16 protein-coding genes and 2 pseudogenes are annotated in these 17,486 nt (G+C 72.6%); 3 read left to right on the top strand and 15 right to left on the bottom strand.

Annotated elements, in window-relative coordinates:
• Positions 1–25: 25 nt before the first annotated feature.
• A pseudogene (locus tag CWC38_RS12615) lies at positions 26–70 on the top strand (hypothetical protein); the annotation flags it as partial.
• A 77-nt stretch (positions 71–147) separates the two neighbouring features.
• Here CWC38_RS12615 and CWC38_RS06995 read toward each other — a convergent pair.
• The 11 genes and pseudogenes from CWC38_RS06995 to CWC38_RS06945 all read right to left on the bottom strand — a co-directional run.
• Positions 148–213 (bottom strand): annotated as a pseudogene (locus CWC38_RS06995) (Sec-independent protein translocase subunit TatA); the annotation flags it as partial.
• On the bottom strand, positions 194–577 hold the full coding sequence (locus CWC38_RS06990) for a hypothetical protein (protein ID WP_121846084.1): 384 nt from the start codon (positions 575–577) through the stop codon (positions 194–196). The pseudogene CWC38_RS06995 and the gene CWC38_RS06990, both read right to left, overlap by 20 nt.
• 21 nt (positions 578–598) lie before the next feature.
• Positions 599–2,794 carry a WYL domain-containing transcriptional regulator gene (locus CWC38_RS06985; protein WP_121846083.1) on the bottom strand — a complete coding sequence of 732 codons (2,196 nt, stop codon included), beginning with the start codon at positions 2,792–2,794 and terminating at the stop codon, positions 599–601.
• Positions 2,795–3,190, bottom strand: coding sequence for an FKBP-type peptidyl-prolyl cis-trans isomerase (locus tag CWC38_RS06980; protein WP_121846082.1), 396 nt, complete (start codon positions 3,188–3,190; stop codon positions 2,795–2,797). It abuts the gene before it with no gap.
• Positions 3,191–3,253: 63 nt separating this feature from the next.
• Positions 3,254–4,264 carry an FKBP-type peptidyl-prolyl cis-trans isomerase gene (locus CWC38_RS06975; RefSeq protein WP_121846081.1) on the bottom strand — a complete coding sequence of 337 codons (1,011 nt, stop codon included), beginning with the start codon at positions 4,262–4,264 and terminating at the stop codon, positions 3,254–3,256.
• 92 nt (positions 4,265–4,356) lie between these two features.
• A complete protein-coding gene (pafA, locus tag CWC38_RS06970) occupies positions 4,357–5,766 on the bottom strand; it encodes a Pup--protein ligase (protein WP_121846080.1) in 1,410 nt (469 codons plus the stop codon).
• A gap of 4 nt (positions 5,767–5,770) precedes the next feature.
• Positions 5,771–5,977, bottom strand: coding sequence for a ubiquitin-like protein Pup (locus CWC38_RS06965; protein ID WP_121846079.1), 207 nt, complete (start codon positions 5,975–5,977; stop codon positions 5,771–5,773).
• Positions 5,978–6,027: 50 nt separating this feature from the next.
• Positions 6,028–7,743: a depupylase/deamidase Dop gene (gene dop / locus CWC38_RS06960; RefSeq protein WP_121846078.1), complete on the bottom strand. Its 1,716-nt coding sequence runs from the start codon at positions 7,741–7,743 to the stop codon at positions 6,028–6,030.
• Positions 7,740–9,524 carry a proteasome ATPase gene (arc, locus tag CWC38_RS06955; RefSeq protein ID WP_240625107.1) on the bottom strand — a complete coding sequence of 595 codons (1,785 nt, stop codon included), beginning with the start codon at positions 9,522–9,524 and terminating at the stop codon, positions 7,740–7,742. Before arc ends, dop begins: the two co-directional genes overlap by 4 nt.
• Positions 9,517–10,704, bottom strand: coding sequence for a tRNA (adenine-N1)-methyltransferase (locus CWC38_RS06950; RefSeq protein ID WP_240625105.1), 1,188 nt, complete (start codon positions 10,702–10,704; stop codon positions 9,517–9,519). Before CWC38_RS06950 ends, arc begins: the two co-directional genes overlap by 8 nt.
• A 127-nt stretch (positions 10,705–10,831) precedes the next feature.
• Positions 10,832–12,019: a site-2 protease family protein gene (locus CWC38_RS06945; protein ID WP_121846077.1), complete on the bottom strand. Its 1,188-nt coding sequence runs from the start codon at positions 12,017–12,019 to the stop codon at positions 10,832–10,834.
• Positions 12,020–12,105: 86 nt separating this feature from the next.
• Here CWC38_RS06945 and CWC38_RS06940 point away from each other — a divergent pair, with 86 nt between their 5' ends.
• Positions 12,106–12,999: a PAC2 family protein gene (locus CWC38_RS06940; protein WP_121846076.1), complete on the top strand. Its 894-nt coding sequence runs from the start codon at positions 12,106–12,108 to the stop codon at positions 12,997–12,999.
• Positions 13,000–13,131: 132 nt separating this feature from the next.
• Here CWC38_RS06940 and mshC read toward each other — a convergent pair whose 3' ends face one another.
• The 3 genes from mshC to CWC38_RS06925 form a co-directional block, all read right to left on the bottom strand.
• The gene (gene mshC, locus CWC38_RS06935) at positions 13,132–14,448 is read right to left on the bottom strand and encodes a cysteine--1-D-myo-inosityl 2-amino-2-deoxy-alpha-D-glucopyranoside ligase (protein ID WP_121846075.1); all 1,317 of its coding nucleotides are present in this window, start codon (positions 14,446–14,448) and stop codon (positions 13,132–13,134) included.
• A 132-nt stretch (positions 14,449–14,580) separates the two neighbouring features.
• Positions 14,581–15,414, bottom strand: coding sequence for an undecaprenyl-diphosphate phosphatase (locus CWC38_RS06930; RefSeq protein WP_121846074.1), 834 nt, complete (start codon positions 15,412–15,414; stop codon positions 14,581–14,583).
• A 125-nt stretch (positions 15,415–15,539) separates the two neighbouring features.
• Positions 15,540–15,884 carry a primosomal protein gene (locus CWC38_RS06925; RefSeq protein WP_121846073.1) on the bottom strand — a complete coding sequence of 115 codons (345 nt, stop codon included), beginning with the start codon at positions 15,882–15,884 and terminating at the stop codon, positions 15,540–15,542.
• An 87-nt stretch (positions 15,885–15,971) separates the two neighbouring features.
• Between CWC38_RS06925 and CWC38_RS06920 the strand changes: the two genes are divergently transcribed.
• Positions 15,972–16,169 (top strand): DUF5703 family protein, encoded by a 198-nt coding sequence (locus CWC38_RS06920; RefSeq protein WP_121846072.1) that lies wholly within the window; start codon positions 15,972–15,974, stop codon positions 16,167–16,169.
• Between the two features lie 17 nt (positions 16,170–16,186).
• On the opposite strand, the gene CWC38_RS06915 is transcribed toward CWC38_RS06920, so the two are convergent.
• Positions 16,187–17,428: an acyl-CoA dehydrogenase family protein gene (locus CWC38_RS06915; protein WP_121846071.1), complete on the bottom strand. Its 1,242-nt coding sequence runs from the start codon at positions 17,426–17,428 to the stop codon at positions 16,187–16,189.
• Positions 17,429–17,486: the final 58 nt, after the last annotated feature.

Below are 17,486 nucleotides of genomic sequence, written 5' to 3'. Positions count from 1 at the left end.
GCTGGGCCTGCTCTCGGGGCGCACCGTGCTGAAGTCGTGGCGCGTGGTGGTGGTGATCGTGCTCGTGGTGGCCGCCATGGCGGCGCCGGGGCCCGACCCGGTGACCATGCTGTACCTGGCCATCCCGGGGAGCTTGGGGGCGCCGAAGAGGAGCAGGATGACCACGAGGATCAAGACAAGGGTCAGGGGGCTGTCAGCCAGACGACCGAACATGGCGGAGTCCTTTCTGTTCGGCTCGGACCAGGTCCCCGTAGCGCTGGGGAAGACCCTGGGCGTCCTTGCGCTGCATCCGTCGGATGAGCCGAGCCGTCTGTCGTTGGTCGCGTCCACGGCGGTACGCGGCGCGGGTGTCGTTCACCGGGGCGAACATGGCGGGTGGAGCGGGGCTGCGCAGCGGAGCGGGCTGACCCTCCACCGCCGCGTTCCACCGCTGCGAGAAGTCGGTGGCGGTGCGCTCGAGGTCGTCCAGCGCCGGGAGCACGTGTCCCGTGAGCACCCGGTACAGGAGCACCCCGAGGAATGCGGCGCCGGCCAGGACCACCACGGTCCACAGCAGGACCCACATCCACCAGAGCATGCTCACAGTATAGGCGCCGGGTCAGGCGCGCGGCCCGGGGCAGACCCCAGGACCACTGCTGTTCAGCCACTGTTCAACGGCCGCCACCGCCTCCGGCGGGGACACCACCCCCACGTGACCCGCGTGCCGCGTGACCAGGGAGGACAGGGCGTCCAGCGTGGGGAAGTCCACCTCGGCGGCCACGAACTCCGGCAGCGGCCGGGGTCCTCCCGCCGCACGGGCGCGCACGGTCTCCCCCGGCTGGGAGTTCCCCGCGGGGCCCTGCGCGCGTGTCGCGTCCCCTCCCCCGCCCTCGGCCGGTGGCACGGACACCTCGACGAAACGCTTCGCGTGGTAGTGCTCCACGATCCACCGCCCACGCCGGTCCGTGACGACCACGGCCTGCACCGGGCGCCGCTTGGCGGGCTGGATGCTCGAGCGCACCTCGGTCTCCATGCGGGGGTGCACCTCTGCGGCCCCGGCGTCCTCGCAGCCCACGATCCGGTCCGCCCGGAACGTGCGGGGCGCGTTGGCCTGCAGGCACCACCCCCGCAGGTACTGGTGGCCGTCGGAGAGGATCATCCGCACGGGGTCCACGAGCCGTTCCGTGACCTCGTCCCGGGAGGTCACGAGGTAGCGCAGCCGCACGCGCCGGTTCTGGGCGATGGCGCGCCGCAGCTCGCCGACGAGCGCGCTGTCCCTCGGCTCCGCGGCGGCGTCGCCCTCCGGCGCGGCGAGCGCGTCCGCGAGCGGCAGGGCGTCCGCCGCGGTGGCGACCTTGCGCATGGCGGAGCGCACCACGCGGCTGTCGCCGCCGGGCACCGCCTGCAGGGTCTGCAGCCCCATGAGCAGGGCGCTGGCCTCGGGGACGGTCAGGCGCACGGGCTCGGAGAGCTCCTGCGCGTTGCCCAGGTAGATGTGGCCGTCGTCCCACGAGGCGTCGATGAGCTGGTCCGGCAGGTGACCGGGGCGCCCGCACACGAACAGGGTCTGGAGGTCGTTGACGAGCTCGGCGTCCGTGATCCCGAAGTGCCGGGCCGTCTCCTCGAGCTCGGCGCCCTGGTGGGCGTAGACGTGGCGCACGATGTGCAGCAGCCGGGCGAGATGGTGCTCGGTGCTGGCCTTCGCGGCACCCTGGCGGCGCTGCTTGCCCCACTGCACGGCCACGCCGGGCATGCGCGCCTGGAAGGCGCGGGCGTCCGCGAGACGACGGGTCACGGCCTCCGCCACGGCCGCCTGCACCCGGGGGTCCACCGCGGGCGACGCCGCCGGGTCCCCCGCGGAGGGCTCGCACGGCACCCACGCGTCGGGTCCCGCCGCGCACACGTGCTCCGCGGCGGACTCGGTGTCGTGCACCGCGAGCTCCACGGCGTCGAAGCCCTCGGGCGCGCGCCACGTGCCCGATGCCGCGGGGTCGGCGATCCGGCGCAGCAGCTGCCCCGAGCCCTCGCGCACGAACACGACCACGCGCAGCCGCGGGGGCTGGCGGACCATGCGGGCGAGCTGCCCGCCCATGGAGAAGTCCGCGGGCGGCTCGAAGGTCTCGCGGGTGACCGCGACCTCGGAGATGATGCGGGAGAGCCGGAACGTGCGCTGCGCGCCGCGGTCGGTGTCCCAGCCGGCCAGGTACCACGCACCGTAGCGCGACCCCACGCCCCACGGCTGCACCGTGCGCCGGCTGTAGGCGCCCGTGCGGTCCACGTAGTCGAAGCGCACGGTGCGGTGCGCGAGCACTGCGGAGAGCAGCGGCTCGAACGCGGGATCCGCCACGGCCACGGTGGGCTGCACGTCCCGTCCCGGGGTCACCTCGCTGCTCAGGGCGGGTTCGAGCTTGTCCAGGGCGCGGCGTGCGAGCCGGTCCTGGGCGGCGTCGTTCCAGGCGTCCGCGGCCACCGCGAGCACGGCGGACTCCTCGGCGCTGAACCGCACCTCCGGCAGCCGGTAGGACCCGCGGGGCACACGGTAGCGCGGAGTCAGCTGCGCGTCCGAGGCCCAGGGGTCGTCGTCGGGGATCTCCTCGACCGGGTACCCGAGGGAGCGCAGGTGCGCCTTGTCACGCTCGAACATGCGCTCGAACGCGTCCTGGTTGCCCGCGCGGTCGTAGCCCGGCACGATGGCGCGCAGCTGCTCGCGCGTGTACCCGGACTCCCGGTCCAGCAGCGCGATCAGCAGGTTGAGCAGGCGCTCGGCGGACGCCGTGGTGGAACGGCGCACCGCCTCGCCGGTCTGGCGTGGCATTCAGCGGACGTCGAGCAGGTCCACCACGAAGATCAGGGCCTCGTCGGGGCCGATCTGCGCCCCGGCGCCGCGCTTGCCGTACGCCATCTCGGAGGGGATCTCCAGCCGACGGCGCCCGCCCACCTTCATGCCCAGCAGACCCTGGTCCCAGCCCTGGATGACCTGGCCCACGCCCACGGTGAAGTCCAGCGGCTCGCCGCGGTTCCACGAGGCGTCGAACTCCTCGCCGCCCGAGTAGGTGACGCCCACGTAGTGGCAGGACACCGTGGAACCGGGGGTGGCCTCCTTGCCGGTGCCCTGGATCATGTCCTCGATCCGCAGCTCGGTGGGAACCGGATCCTGCGGGAAGTCGATCTCGGGCTTGGAGCGATCGAGCTTGCGCTGTCCGAATGACACGGGCTTCACCTTTCGTCGTGGGCCCCGGGGCGGGGCGGTGCCGAGGGCCAAGTGTAGCCGCCCTCACTTGCCCCGGGCGGACTCCTTCGCCGTGGGTGAAGCACTCGCCGAGCCCTTCGGCGTGGAGCTCGCCGAGGGGGACCCGGAGGCGCCCTCGGTGGCGGCCGCGGGGGTGTCCGTGCGACCCAGGACGTCCACCACGAACACGAGGGAGCCCGCAGGGTACTTGGCGTCCTTGCCGAGCTCCTTGGCGGTGCCGTACGCCTTGTCCACGGGGATCACGATCTCCACGCGGGAGCCCACCTTCTTGCCCTGGAGCCCCTCCTTCCAGCCCGAGATCACGTTGTCCAGCGGGAAGGACACGGGGGTGCCCTTCTCGTAGGAGGAGTCGAACGGCTTGCCGTCCGCCCAGCGCACGCCCACGTAGTTGGCCACCACGGTGTCGGTGGCCTTCACGGTCTCCCCGTCGCCCTCGATGAGCACGTCGGACGCCAGCTGCGTGGGCTCGGGGCCCGAGGGCTTCTTGATGGTGGGGGTGCCCTTGTCGTCCTGGGTCACGGCCGGCATGCCCTTGGCGGGGGTCTTCATCTTCTCGTTCAGCGCCGGCTCCAGCTTCTTGGTCACCTGGTAGACCTCCACCGAGGTGGAGTCGTCCCCGTCACTGGCCTTGCCCGCCGTCTCCGGGGAGCTGTACGCGATGATCTGGCCCTCCTTGGCGTTGGTCAGGGCGTCGTACATCTGGGGCAGGGAGCCCTTGAGCTGGTCGTTGACCGTGAGCACCTGGCCCGCGCCCTTGCTGTAGGTGTCCCCCAGGGTGGAGCCGTCCGAGCCCTTGTAGAGCGCGGCCTGGAGCATGACGTTGTCACCGGGGTCGATGTCCGGGCCGTTGCCCTCCTGGAGCACCTTGGTCTGCGGCTCGTCCACCTTCAACGGGGTCTCGAACGAGACCGAGGGGGCCTTGCCCTCGGAGGGCTTCTCGGACAGCTCCACGGAGTCCCACCCGGAGGCACCGCAGCCGGTGAGCAGGAGGGACAGGGCCAGGGCGGTGGCACTGGCGGGGATGATCTTTCGCACGACGGAATGGCCTTTCGTCAACGGGGGCGTGGCTCGGCCCCAATGTAGAGCAACGGTGTGGGGCGCGGCTGGGAACGCGCCCGGAGAGCGGGTCAGACGTCGCCGCGGGCGAGCTCCCGGATGGCCTCCTCCACGTCCTCCTGGGTGGTGGCGAACGGGTCCGTGCACCTCAGGGTGCGCTGCTGCCGTTCGCCGTTGAGCTTCAGGTGCACCCAGTCCACGGTGTGGTTCACACCGGCGTCGTGGGCGGCGGCGACGAAGCGCCCGCGCAGGCTCGCGCGCGTGGGCGGCGCCTGTGACACGGCCCGGGAGACGTCCTCCGGTGCCACGAACGACTCCACCGCGCCGCGCCGCTCGAGCATGTGGAACAGCCCGTGGGACGCGGAGGTGTCGTGGTACGCGAGGTCCAGCTGGGCGATCCGCGGGTGGGAGTAGTCCATGCCGTGGGCCGCGGCGTAGGAGTCCAGCAGCTTCTTCTTCACGGCCCAGTCCAGTTCCCGGTCCACGAGCGAGGGATTCTGCTCCGCCACCGCGCGCAGCCCGCGCTCCCACAGCTCCAGCACCCAGTCCAGGCGGTCGTGGTGCGTGCCGTGGCGGTCCACGAACCTCGTGACGGCCTCCAGGTACTCCTGCTGCAGCTCCAGCGCGGAGCGGCGCTCGCCACTCGCGAGCTCCAGCGGGGCGGTGCCCGTGAGGTCGTGGGACACCGTGCGCAGGGCGGCGGCGGGGTCCGCGAGGGTGCGGTCCGGGAGGATCTGTCCCGCCTCGATCAGGCGCAGCAGCACGTCCGTGGTGCCGATCTTCAGGGCAGTGGTGGTCTGGGACATCGAGGAGTCCCCCGTGATCACGTGCAGCCGCCGGTAGTGCTGGGCGTCCGCGTGGGGCTCGTCCCGGGTGTTGATCATGGGCCGCGAGCGCGTGGTCGCCGAGGACGAGCCCTCCCAGATGTGGTCCGCGCGCTGCGAGAAGGAGTAGCTCGGGGAGCCGTCACCCGGGGTCAGCGCCCCGAACGCCGGCTGCCCCGTGGGGTGCACGCGGCCCGCCCCCACCAGGATCTGCCGCGTCACGAGGAACGGCAGCAGGTGCTGGAGCAGGCGGGTGTACTCGGTGCGCCGGGAGATCATGTAGTTCTCGTGCGAGCCGAAGGAGTTGCCCGCCGAGTCCACGTTGTTCTTGAACAGGTGCACCGTGCCCGCCACGCCCTCGGCGTCCAGGCTCTGCTGCAGCTGCGCGCGGAGGTCGTCCACGATGCGCTCGCCCGCGGCGTCCTGGGCGACGACATCGTGCAGGGAGTCGGCCTCGGCGGTCGCGTACTCGGGGTGGGATCCCACGTCCAGGTAGAGCCGGCCGCCGTTGGGCAGGAACACGTTGGAGGCCCGGCCCCACGCGAGCACGGGCGCGAAGAGCCGCCGGGCGGCGTCGTCCGCGCTCAGCGGGCGTCCCTGCGGGGCGCTGTGCGTCAGTCCGAACTCGGTCTCGATCCCGTAGATCCGGCGTTCCACGGGACTACTGGCCGCCCTTCTGGACGAAGCCCTTGACGAAGGCCTCCGCGTTGGTCTCCAGCACGCCGTCGATCTCGGCGAGGAGATCGTCCGTTCCCTGCGTGTCCCGCTGGGCCTGTGCGGCCCCGGACGTGGGCGGGGTGGTGGGTTCCGGCGTGTCGGTCTCCTCCTCGCGGCGGGAGCCGGTGCCGAAGATGCGTTCCTGTGCCATGGTGTCCTCCTGGTGCTCGGTCGATGGGGCGCGGTACGTGGGCGTGGCGACTACGGCCGAGCGGGCGGGATGTCGCTGCCCGTCACGAGGTGCGGGCGGTGGCGGGCGACCTCGCGGACCCACTGCTCGGCGTCGGGGGCCGTGAACCAGGACCCGCACACGTCCCTGCCCAGGTCCCGTGGTTCGGGCATGGCGATCCGCGCCCCGCGGCGCACGCCCGGGAAGGCCACGTTCACGGTGTCCCAGCCCACGCCCGCCATCTCGTGTGGGTAGGTGGCCACGGCGGTGCCGCGGAAGTAGGCCCGGGTGTCCTCCGGAGGGTGGTCCGCGGCGCGGACGATGCGCTCCCGGTCCACGAGGGTGCGGATCCGTCCCGCCGCCACGAGCCGGTGGTAGAGGCCCTTCTCGGGGCGCACGTCCGCGTACTGCAGGTCGATCGCCACGAGACGGGGATCGTCCCACGCCAGGCCGTCCCGCCGCCGGTAGGCGTCCAGCAGCGCGTGCTTGGCGGCCCAGTCCAGACGGTCCGCGAGCCGTCCGGGGTCCGCCTCGAGGTCCGTGAGCACCTCGTCCCACAGCTCGAGGACCTCCGCGGTCTCGGCGTCCATGCCCTCGGGGGCGAGCTCGGTCTCCAGGGCGAGCGCGGCGTCCAGGTACGCGCGCTGCAGCTGCACCGCGGTGAGCGTGCGCCCGTCCCGCAGCGGCACCCGCACCGTGACCGCGGGGTCGTGGCTGATGGTCTGCAGCGCGGCCACGGGATCCGTCAGGGCGAGGTCCGGGACGCGGTCGTGCTCGACGAGGTTCAGCACCAGGGACGTGGTGCCGAACTTCAGCAGCGTGGCCGTGTGGGAGAGGTTGGCGTCCCCGATGATCACGTGCAGCCGCCGGTAGTGCTCCTCGTCGGCGTGCGGCTCGTCGCGGGTGTTGACGATGGGCCGGTGGATCGTGGTCTCCAGCCCCACCGTGCGCTCGAAGAAGTCCGCGCGCTGGCTCAGCTGGAACCCGGGCGTGGCGCCGTCCGCCCCGATCCCCACGCGCCCGGCGCCGCACATGATCTGGCGGGACGCGAAGAACGGCAGCAGGGCGGCGGTGATCCGCTCGAAGGGCACCGAACGGGCGACCGTGTAGTTCTCGTGCGCGCCGTAGGAGACCGACTTGTTGTCCGTGTTGTTCTTGTAGAGGTTCACGGCCGGGGCGTCCGTGCGCGCGCTGCGCTGCGCGAGGTCCGCCACGGCGCGGTGGGCCACCACGTCCCCGGCGGCGTCCCACGTGAGCGCATCCCGCGGCGTGGTGACCTCGGGCGAGGAGTACTCGGGGTGGGAGTGGTCCACGTAGACGCGTGCCCCGTTGGGGATGACCGTGTTCATGACCACGCGCCGCCAGTCCATGTCCTCGGCGTACATCGCGGACTCGCTGATGGCCTCCGCGGCGATCTCCTCGGAGGTCAACACGGGCGCCTCATCCGTGAGCTGCGTGGGGTGGGCGTCCTCGCGGGACACGGTGAAGCCCCGGGCGTCCGTGAGCGGGGCCTCGGAGCCGTAGTCCCACCCGGTCCCCACGGGCTCGTGGCCGACGTCGCTCGCGTCCCCGTCCGGTCCGCCCCCGTCCGGGCCGTGCGCGCCACGGGCGGTGCGCAGGTTCCGGGCGACCCACGCCGCGTAGCCGGTGACCACCCGCGTGGAGAGCACGGTGGCGTTCGCGTCCGGGGCGCCCTGTGCCAGCACCCCGAACTCGGTCTCGCTGCCCATCACCCGGCGCACCGTCATGCCGCACCTCCCCCGGCGTGGTGGGACGCAGTGCCGTGAGGCGCGGTGTCCTGGGCCTCGGCCCTGGGCCCGGTGCCGCGGGACGCCGTGCCGCCGCCCGGGCCATCGTGGTGCTCCACCACGCGCACGTCCCGGATGGTGTCCGCGCGCCGGCCGGTGAGCCGGGCCCAGTCCTCCGGCTCCGCGGTGCTGGGCAGGTCCTGCTGCTCGTGGAACTCCTCGTCCACGGCCGCCACCAGGTGCCCCGCCGTGAGGCCGCGCCGGCCCGTGGTCAGTAGGGTCTTGACGGCCTGGGTCTTGGCGCGGTCCACCACGTTGCGGATCACCGCGCCCGAGGCGTAGTCCGCGAAGTACAGGGTCTCGCGGGTACCGTCCCGGTAGCTGATCGTGAGGAACTCGGTGTCCGGTTCCCGGGCGTACATCCGGTCCACGGCCGCCGTGACGAGCTCCTGGGCGGCGAGCGCGCGGGACCCGGCCCGGGCGACGTCGTCGTCCCGCAGCGGCAGGTCCTCGGTGACGTAGAGAGAGAAGATCTCGCGGGCGCCCTGCCGGTCCGGGCGGTCGATGCGGATCTTCACGTCCAGGCGTCCGGGGCGCAGCACGGCGGGGTCGATCATGTCCTCGCGGTTGGTGGCACCCACGACCATCACGTTGTCCAGCTGCTCCACGCCGTCGATCTCGGTGAGCAGCTGCGGGACGATCGTGGTCTCCACGTCCGAGGACAGCCCCGAGCCGCGCACGCGGAACAGCGAGTCCATCTCGTCGAAGAACACCACCACGGGCACCCCGCGGGCGGCCTGCTCGCGGGCGCTGGCGAAGATCGAGCGGATCTGGCGCTCGGTCTCCCCCACGTACTTGTCCAGCAGCTCGGGGCCCTTGATGTTGAGGAAGTAGCCCTCGGGCCGGGTGCGCCCGGCCTTCTCGGCGCTGCGCTCGGCCAGCGAGCGTGCCACGGCCTTGGCGATGAGCGTCTTGCCGTTGCCCGGGGGCCCGTACAGCAGGATGCCCTTGGGCGGGCGCAACCCGTGCTCGCGGAAGATCTCGGGGTGCACGTGGGGCAGCTCCACGGCGTCGCGGATGGCCTCGATCTGGGGCCCCAGACCGCCGATGTCCGTGTAGCTGACGTCCGGGACCTCCTCCAGCACGAGCTGCTCCACGTCCGTGCGCTGCACGGGCTCCAGGGCGAAGCCGGTGCGGTGGTCCACGGTGAGGGCGTCCCCGGGTTTCGGGCGCTCGCGGCGCAGCCGCCCGGAAAGCAGCAGCACCCGCTCCTCGTCCGAGCGGCCCACGGTGAGCACGCGGTCGTGGTCCACGACCTCCTTGACGGTGGCCACCTCGCCCGTGCGCTCGTAGTCCAGCACCGCCACGACCACGTAGTTCTCGTTGAGCAGCACCCCGATCCCGGGTTCGCACGTGCTGAAGGACACGAGCGGGCTCACGGCCACCCGCATCCTCCGCCCGGCCGCGAGCACGTCCAGGGTGGGGCCGGTGACCACGGGACCGTCCCCCGTGTTCTCTCCCACCGGGCGGCGGCCGTGGTTGACCTGCAGCACCGTGGCGAACGTGGCGGGCGGCTCGGCCTCCGCGGCCAGTGTCTTCTTGAGGCTGACGATCTCCTGGCGGGACGCGTTGAGCAGCCGCACGAGCTTCTCGTTCTGGGACCCGAGGGCGGCGGCCTGCTTGTCCAGGTTCCGCTTCTGGTCCCGCAGCAGGTTGATCTGACGCTGGGTGGTGTCCGCCGTGGGCTGCCGGCCGGCGGGCTGCTGGGGGGACTCAGTCATCACGGCCCCGTCCGCGCCCGGTGTCCTCCCCGGTGGAGTCCGTAGCGGTGCCCGCCTCCCGGCCACCGGGGTGCTCCCCCGCGGGGGTCCGGCTCCCCTCGGGGCGGGAGCGGGCGGCGTCGTCCGCGGGCGCGGCATCGATCTCCCGCTGGGCGCGCGCGGCGTGCTGGGCCAGTGACGCGGCGTCCCGGCCGGTGCGGCGCAGCTTGCGGTCCGAGACGATCCGCTCCCCCAGTGCCACGGGGGTCCAGGCCTGCAGGTCCTCCTCGGAGTACTCGCTCTTGGACGCGCGGCGCTTGGGCGCGAGCCGGGGCGAGCCGTCCGCGAGGCGGCGGGACTGGATGAGGAAGCCGGTGTGGGCGACCATGCGGTGGTCCGGGCGCACCGCGAGGCCCTCCACGTGCCAGCCGCGCACCATGGTCTCGGAGGCCTCGGGCTCGGTGAAGCGGCCGTCGGCGCGCATGGCCTCGGCCACGCGGGAGAGCTGCGGCACGGTTGCGACGTAGCAGATCACCACACCACCCGGGGCGAGGGCCGTGGCGACGGCGTCCAGGCACTCCCACGGTGCCAGCATGTCCAGGACGACGCGGTCCACGGAGCCGGGTTCCTCGGTGGCGCCGAGTTCCTCGGAGAGGTCGCCCAGGCTCAGCCGCCACGCGGGGTGCGGGCCCCCGAACATGGTCTCGATGTTCCCGCGGGCGATCTCCGCGAACTCCTCGCGGCGCTCGAACGAGTGCACGAGCCCTTCGTCCCCCACCGCACGCAGCAGCGAGATGCTCAGGGCGCCGGAGCCCACGCCGGCCTCGACCACACGCGCGCCCGGGAAGATGTCCGCCATGGTCACGATCTGGCCCGAGTCCTTGGGGTAGATCACGGCCGCGCCGCGCGGCATGGACAGCACGAAGTCCTTGAGCAGGGGGCGCAGGGCCTGGTACTGCAGTCCCACGGTGTTGGTGACCACGGTGCCCTCGGGCCGCCCGATCAGCGTGTCGTGCGGCAGCACCCCGCGGTGGGTGTGGTGCTCTCCCCCGTCCACCAGGGTGATGGTGGTCATCTTCCCGCTCTCGTCCGTGAGCTGGACACGCTCCCCGGAACGGAACGGCCCGCGCCGGTTGGCCGCGCCCCGCACCGTGGCACCGGTGGGGCTCGGGCGGGACTCTGGGGACTGCTGCTCGCTCATGTGCTCGCTTTCACGCCGGGGTGACACCTGCGGTGTCCGGACTCGGTGGAGGCCCCGCTCGGGGGAAGCTCCGTGCTCCATTCTCCCACCGTAGCCCGACGCCGCCCGCCACCTCCACGGCGCGGGCTCAGCCCCGCAGCGCGTACCGCGCGAGGTCCTCGTGGTGCACCACGCCGAGCACCTCGTCCGCACCGTCGACCACCCACGCCCAGGCCAGCCCGCGGGCCTCCAGGAACCTCACGAGGTCCCCGCCGCGCACCTCCGGGGTCACCCGCGCGGCGTCCGGGACCCAGGCCGCGACGTCGCCCATGGCCACGCGGGAGCGCTGCGGCCCGGGCACCCGTGCGGCGAGGGCCGGGTCCAGCACCCCGAGCGCCCGGCGCCGGGGATCGCGCGCCACGGCGTCCGGGGTCCACCCGCGGTAGCCGTCCCCGGTGACCGCCACGACCGCGGCGTCCACGGTGGACAGCGGTGTGGTGGGTGCGAACTCGACGGCGGGGCGGGCGATGTCCCCGGCACGCACGGCGTCGAGCACCCCCATGAGCCGGGACTGCTTGAGTGCCTGGCCCGCCCCCACATAGATGAACCCCGCCACCAGCAGGGTCACCGCGATCACGGCGGGCTGGCGCCACTGCCCGGTCCACATGGCCCAGGCGAGCACTCCCGCGGCAATCGCGCGCCCGAACCACGCGGCCACCACGGTGCCCCGGGACTCGGACCCCGTGACCGCCCAGATCACGGACTCCACCACGCGCCCACCGTCCAGCGGGAGCCCCGGGAGCAGGTTGAACACGCCCAGCACCCAGTTGGCCAGCACCACGAGCTCCGCGAGCGCCCACACCGGCCCGGCCGCCGATTCCGGCACGAAGGACAGCCCCACGGTGCCCGCCGCGGCGAGAGCCACGTTGCTCAGGGGGCCCGCCAGTGAGACGAGAGCGGTGGGCAGCGGCCGGGAGTGCACCGCGCCGAACGCCGTGTGCCCGCCCATCAGCGTCAGCACGATCCGGGTCACGGGCCACCCCGCTGCTCGGCCCGCCGCGGCGTGCGCGAGCTCGTGCACGAGCACGCTCAGTGCGAGACCCACTGCGAAGCCCAGGGCCAGGAGCAGGTTCACCCAGCCCAGCTGCGGGTACAGCCGCCACAGCACGGGTCCGTACATCACCACCGTGAGCGCCGCGATCACGAACCAGGAGCGGTCCAGGAAGAGCTCCACCCCGGTGACCCGTCCCAGGCGCACACCGCGGGGACGGGTGGCACCCGCTGCGGCCGGGGCGTCGTCGTCGTGCGCGGGATCACTGTCGCGGGGAGCAGGCATGGTGCTCATGGTAGGTCGCCCACCGGGGCCCGCGCTGGACGGGAGGCCGTGGAGCAGGTGCGGATCCTGGCCGTACAGTAGGGCGGGTGAGCACGTTGGACAGCAATTCGCAGCAGCCCGGCACCGGGCCCTTCGGGGTGGTGCAGGACGGCACCCAGGAGACCGTCACGGTGCTCATCGCGGCGTTCGAGGGCTGGAACGACGCCGGGGACGCCGCCACGGACACCCTCAAGCTCATCCGTGAGCACCTGGGCGCACGCGAGGTCTTCGAGGTGGCCTCCGACGACTACTACGACTACCAGTACTCCCGCCCGGTCATCCGGCGCTCGCTGTCCGGCGAGCAGAAGCTGCACTGGCCCTCCACCACGCTGTCCCGGGCCAGCGTGCCGAACACCAACCTGGACGTGGTGCTGCTGCACGGCTGGGAACCGTCCTACCGGTGGCGCGCCTTCACCGCGCAGCTGCTGGAGCAGGCCACGGCACTGGACGTGGACTTCGTGGTCATGCTCGGCTCCCTGCTCGCGGACGTGCCCCACACGCGGCCCATCCCCGTGACCCTGACCTCGGACACCGAGCAGCTGCGCGCCGAGCTGGACATCGAGGCGCCGCAGTACGAGGGCCCCACCGGGATCGTGGGCGTGCTGTCCCACATGGCCGCCCTCGCCGGGTTCCCCACGCTGAGCATGTGGGCCGCCGTTCCGCACTACGTGGCGCACTCCCCCTCCCCCAAGGCGCAGCTCGCGCTGCTGCGCCGGCTCGAGGACCTGCTGGGGATGTCCCTGCCCCTGGACCCCGTGGTGGAGGACTCGCAGGCGTGGGAGCGCGGCGTGGACGAGCTCGCGGAGGAGGATCCCGAGGTGGCCGACTACGTCCGGCAGCTCGAGGAGGCCAAGGACACGGTGGACCTGCCCGAAGCCACCGGGGACGCGATCGCCCGGGAGTTCGAGCGCTACCTGCGCCGTCGCGACGACCGCGACTGAGCGCCACCGGCGGCCCTCCGGCCACGCCAACGTCCCCGCACACGGGAGCGCCCCGGTCCGGTGGCTGCCGGACCGGGGCGCTCCCCGCGTGCACACGTCTTAGGCCTCTGGGCGACGCCGCGCGGCCTGCTGTCAGAGGACGATGCCCAGCAGCGCCTCCACCGTGCTCCGGGCCAGCTCGGTGTCCTGCGCCGACGCCGCCGTACCCCGTGTCGCGGCCCCGCCCAGGTTCCGCGCGGCCCACGCGTCCACCGCGATGAGCGCCGCCGGGGCGTTCAGGTCCTCGGCCAGCGCCGCGCGCACGGCCTCGAGCATCGCGTCCGCCCCGGCCGTCTCGGGCTTCGCGGCCGCCTCGCGCCACGTGGCCAGCCGCCGCTGCGACTGCTCCAGCAGGTCCTCGGTCCAGAACCAGTCCGTGCGGTAGTGGTTCGACAGGATCGCCAGCCGGATGGCGGCGGGATCCACACCGGCCCGCCGCAGGGTGGACACCAGCACCAGGTTGCCCTTGGACTTGGACATCTTCTCGCCGTCCAGACCCACCATGGCGGTGTGGACGAAGTGCTCGGCCATGGGCGTGCCGGACAGCGCGTAGGAGTGCCCCGCGCCCATGTCGTGGTGGGGGAACGCGAGGTCCGAGCCGCCGCCCTGGACCGTGAAGGGCTGCGGGAGGTGCCGCAGGGCGATCACACTGCACTCGATGTGCCACCCGGGGCGGCCCGCACCGAGCGAGGCACCGTCCCACGCGGGCTCACCCGGTCGTTCCACGCGCCACAGCAGGGGGTCCAGGGGATTCCGCTTGCCCGTGCGGTCCGGGTCCCCGCCGTGGTCCGTGAACAGCGGCAGCATCCCGTCCCGGTCCCCCTCGAGGCGGCACGTGCCGCCCACGACCCACGCGTCCGGGTCCTCGGTGCGCAGTCTCCCGGCGGCCCCGACGTCGAAGTAGACGTCCCCGGCGGGTGCCGGCTCTCCGTCCTGGCCCGTTCCGGCCGGCACGCGGTAGGCGAGGCCGCGCTCCACGAGACGCTCGACGGCGGGCACGATCCACTCCACGGCTTCCGTGGCCCCCACGTAGTGGTCCGGGGGCAGGACGTTGAGCGCGGCCATGTCCGTGCGGAACAGCTCGGTCTGGGACTCGGCGAGCTCCCGCCAGTCCACCCCGGTGGCGTTCGCGCGCTCGAGCAGGGGGTCGTCCACGTCCGTGACGTTCTGCACGTAGTCCACGGCGAACCCTGCGTCCCGCCACACGCGCTGCAGCAGGTCGAAGGTCACGTAGGTGGCGGCGTGGCCCATGTGGGTGGCGTCGTACGGGGTGATCCCGCAGACGTACAGCCCCGCACGTCCGTCACGGGCCGCCAGCTCCTCCGGCTCCCCGGTGCTCGTGTCGAAGACGCGGGGCGCCGCGGCGGCACCCGGCAGCGGCGGGACGGGTCGGGAGGTCCAGGACTTCATGTTCACCTTCGGTTGGACGGTCGTTCGAGTCTCACGAGCGCAACGGGAGCCTGCGGGACGCTATTCCCCGCACTGCGCGGCCGTGCGCGCCCGGCGGCACGGGGCGGCGTCGGGCGCAGTGCGGGGCGGGCGTCAGGCGGTCAGGATGCCGGTGCCGAGCAGGACGAAGACCGCGGCACCCAGCACGATGCGGTACCACACGAAGAGGCTGTAGCTGCGCTCGGAGATGTAGTGCATGAACCAGCCGATGATGAGGTACCCCACCGCGAACGCGATCACGGTGGCCACGGCGGTCTGGCCCATGGTGTAGATCCCCGCGGGGACCTTGCCCGTCACCACCTTGTACAGCTCGTACAGTCCCGAGGAGAAGACCGCGGGGATGGCCAGCAGGAAGGCGTAGCGTGCCGCGGCGGCCCGGGTGTAGCCCATGAGCAGACCCGCGGTGATGGTGCCCCCCGAGCGGGAGACGCCGGGGATCAGGGCGAGCGCCTGCGCGAAGCCGTAGCCCACGGCGTGCTTGGTGGTCAGGTCCTCCAGGTGGCGCTCCTGCTTGCCCACGTGGTCCGCGACCGCCAGGAACAGGCCGAAGACGATCAGCATGGTGGCGGTGATCCACAGGGAACGGAACTGGGTCTCGATGAGGTCCTGCAGCAGCAGCCCGAGGATCGCGATGGGGAACGAGCCCAGGATGATGAACCACCCCATGCGGGCGTCCGGGTCCTTGCGGTCCACACGGCCGGCGAGCGAGAGTGCCCACTGCTTGATGATCCGCACGATGTCCCGCCAGAAGAAGAGGATCACGGCGGTCTCGGTCCCCAGCTGGGTGATGGCCGTGAAGGCGGCGCCGGGGTCCCCACCGTGGGGCAGGAACTCCCCCACGATGCGCAGGTGCGCCGAGGAGGAGACGGGGAGGAATTCTGTCAGGCCCTGCACCAGGCCCAGGATGATGGCTTCGATCCAGTTCACGCGACAACTGTACGGCACACCCGCCGGACGTTCCGGGGCCCCGGGGCGGGAGGCACTGGGAACCCCCTGGAGACGCGTGCGGCCCCCGCCGGGTGGCGGGGGCCGCACGCAGGTGTGGGGGCCGGTCAGCGACCGGAGCGTCGCTCGGAACCGTCCTCGGCCGTCTCGTCCTCGTCGTAGTCGTCCTCGTCGACGAGGTCCTCGTCCAGCATCTCGTCGTCCTCGAGGAGATCGTCCTCGTCCTCGTCGTCGAGGTCGTCATCGTCGTCGTCCGCGAACACGGTGAGCGGGGTGACCTCGTCGTAGGCGTCGTAGAGCGCTTCCTCGTACGCCTCGAAGGAGTTCGCGATGGCTACGTAGGCCTTGTCCACCGAGGGGTCGTCGTCGGAGCGGCGGTTGGCGGCCGCGGCAAGATGTTCTTCCAGGGCATTGACGAGCGCCTGCAGTGCGGCGCGGGGATCGGTGCTCATGAGGTAGACGTTAGTCGTTATCGGAGCAGAATGGGAGCAATGAGAGAACAACGCCTGAAACACAGTTCGGTCACCGGCCACCCCACCATGACCGCGCACGACGAGCGCTACGAGTACCTCTCCCTCACGGTGGCGCCGCAGGAGAAGCCCACCGAGGCGCGGGCCAGGGTGGGTGAGCACGCCGAGTACGGCAAGTGGGAGCTCATGCGCTCCGTGGTGCTCTACGGCGGAGGGCGGCGCTACGTGCTGCGGCGTCGGATCATGCGGGTGGACCGCACCTTCTGAGCAGCGCGCCCCCGGGGTCAGCCGCTCACGGGGCCGAGCAGAGCGGTGGCCGCGGCCGCGTGCACGGACTCCTCGTCCGAGGGGTGGTACATCCCGGCCAGCACATCCCGGTACAGCCGCTCCAGCTCCGAGCCCGTGCGGTACTGCGACCCTCCCGAAGCGCGCAGGGCGAGGTCCACGACCTCCCGGGCGGCCTCGGTGGCCCGGTGCTTGACCCCCGAGAACAGGATGAACCAGCGCGCACCGTGGGCCACCTCGTGCCCGGTGCCCAGCGCGTCCACATCCGCGCACAGCTGCCGCAGCTGCAGCTCGACGCCGTCCCGCAGCACCCCGGCGCGGGCGATGTGGCGCCGGATGTCCGGGTCGTCGGAGTAGGGGGCGTCCCTGGCCAGCGAGCGCCGGGAGCACACGATCCCCGCGGCCACCTCGATGGCGCGGTCCGCGATCCCCGTGTAGACGGAGGCCAGCAGCAGCTCGAAGCAGCCGAAGATCCCCCACACCACGGGGTCGGGGTTGGGGCCCACGGGTGTGGTGGTCAGCAGGTCCGCCTCCCGCAGCAGCGCCCCGTCCAGCACGGTGGTGCACGACTGCGAGGCCCGCATGCCCAGGGCGTCCCAGTCCGCGCGGGTCTGCACCCCCGGCACCGCGTCCCGGTGGTCGTGGCGCGTGAGCAGTCCCACGACGAGACGCGCGGCGCCGTCCTCGGGGGCGTCCAGGCCGGTCTCCCCCGGGGTCCGTGCGTGGACCAGCAACCGGGTCCAGCGCGGGGAGAGGGACGTGAAGATCTTGGTGCCGTGCAGCCGCCAGCCCTCCGCCACGGGCTCGGCGCGTGTGGTGGCGTCGAAGAGCACGGAGTCGTTGCCGGCCTCCGAGATCCCGAACGCGAAGACGTGCCCGGCCACCGCGTCCTCGAAGATGCGGCGCGCCCGCTCGTCCCCGCGCAGGTGCAGGGTGTAGCCGATGCCCACGATCACGTGGTGCATGTTGATCCCCAGCGCGGTGGCGGGTGCGGCACCCGCGAGTCTGCGCTGGGCGCGGGAGGCCTGCTCCAGGGTGAAGCCCAGGCCTCCGAACTCCTCGGGCACGAGCATGCGCAGGTAGCCGATCCCCCGCAGCGCCTCGAAGTCCTCGGCGAAGAACCGGTTCTCGCGGTCCACGTCGGCCGCGCGTTCCCTGATCTCCCGGAGCAGGTGCTCCGGAAGCAGCTCGGTCACGGGGTCGGTGGTGGTCACGCGCTCTGCGCCTCTCACGGGGTCCATGGGTGTCCTCTCCTCGGACGACGCCGCCCGGTCGCCCCGCTCCGCCGGTGTGCGACGC

It is taken from the genome of Kocuria tytonicola (assembly GCF_003687455.1).
Taxonomy (GTDB): Bacteria; Actinomycetota; Actinomycetes; order Actinomycetales; family Micrococcaceae; genus Kocuria; species Kocuria tytonicola.
The sequence above is the reverse complement of the archived record's forward strand: the minus strand, read 5'-3'. Positions and strand labels throughout refer to the sequence as shown.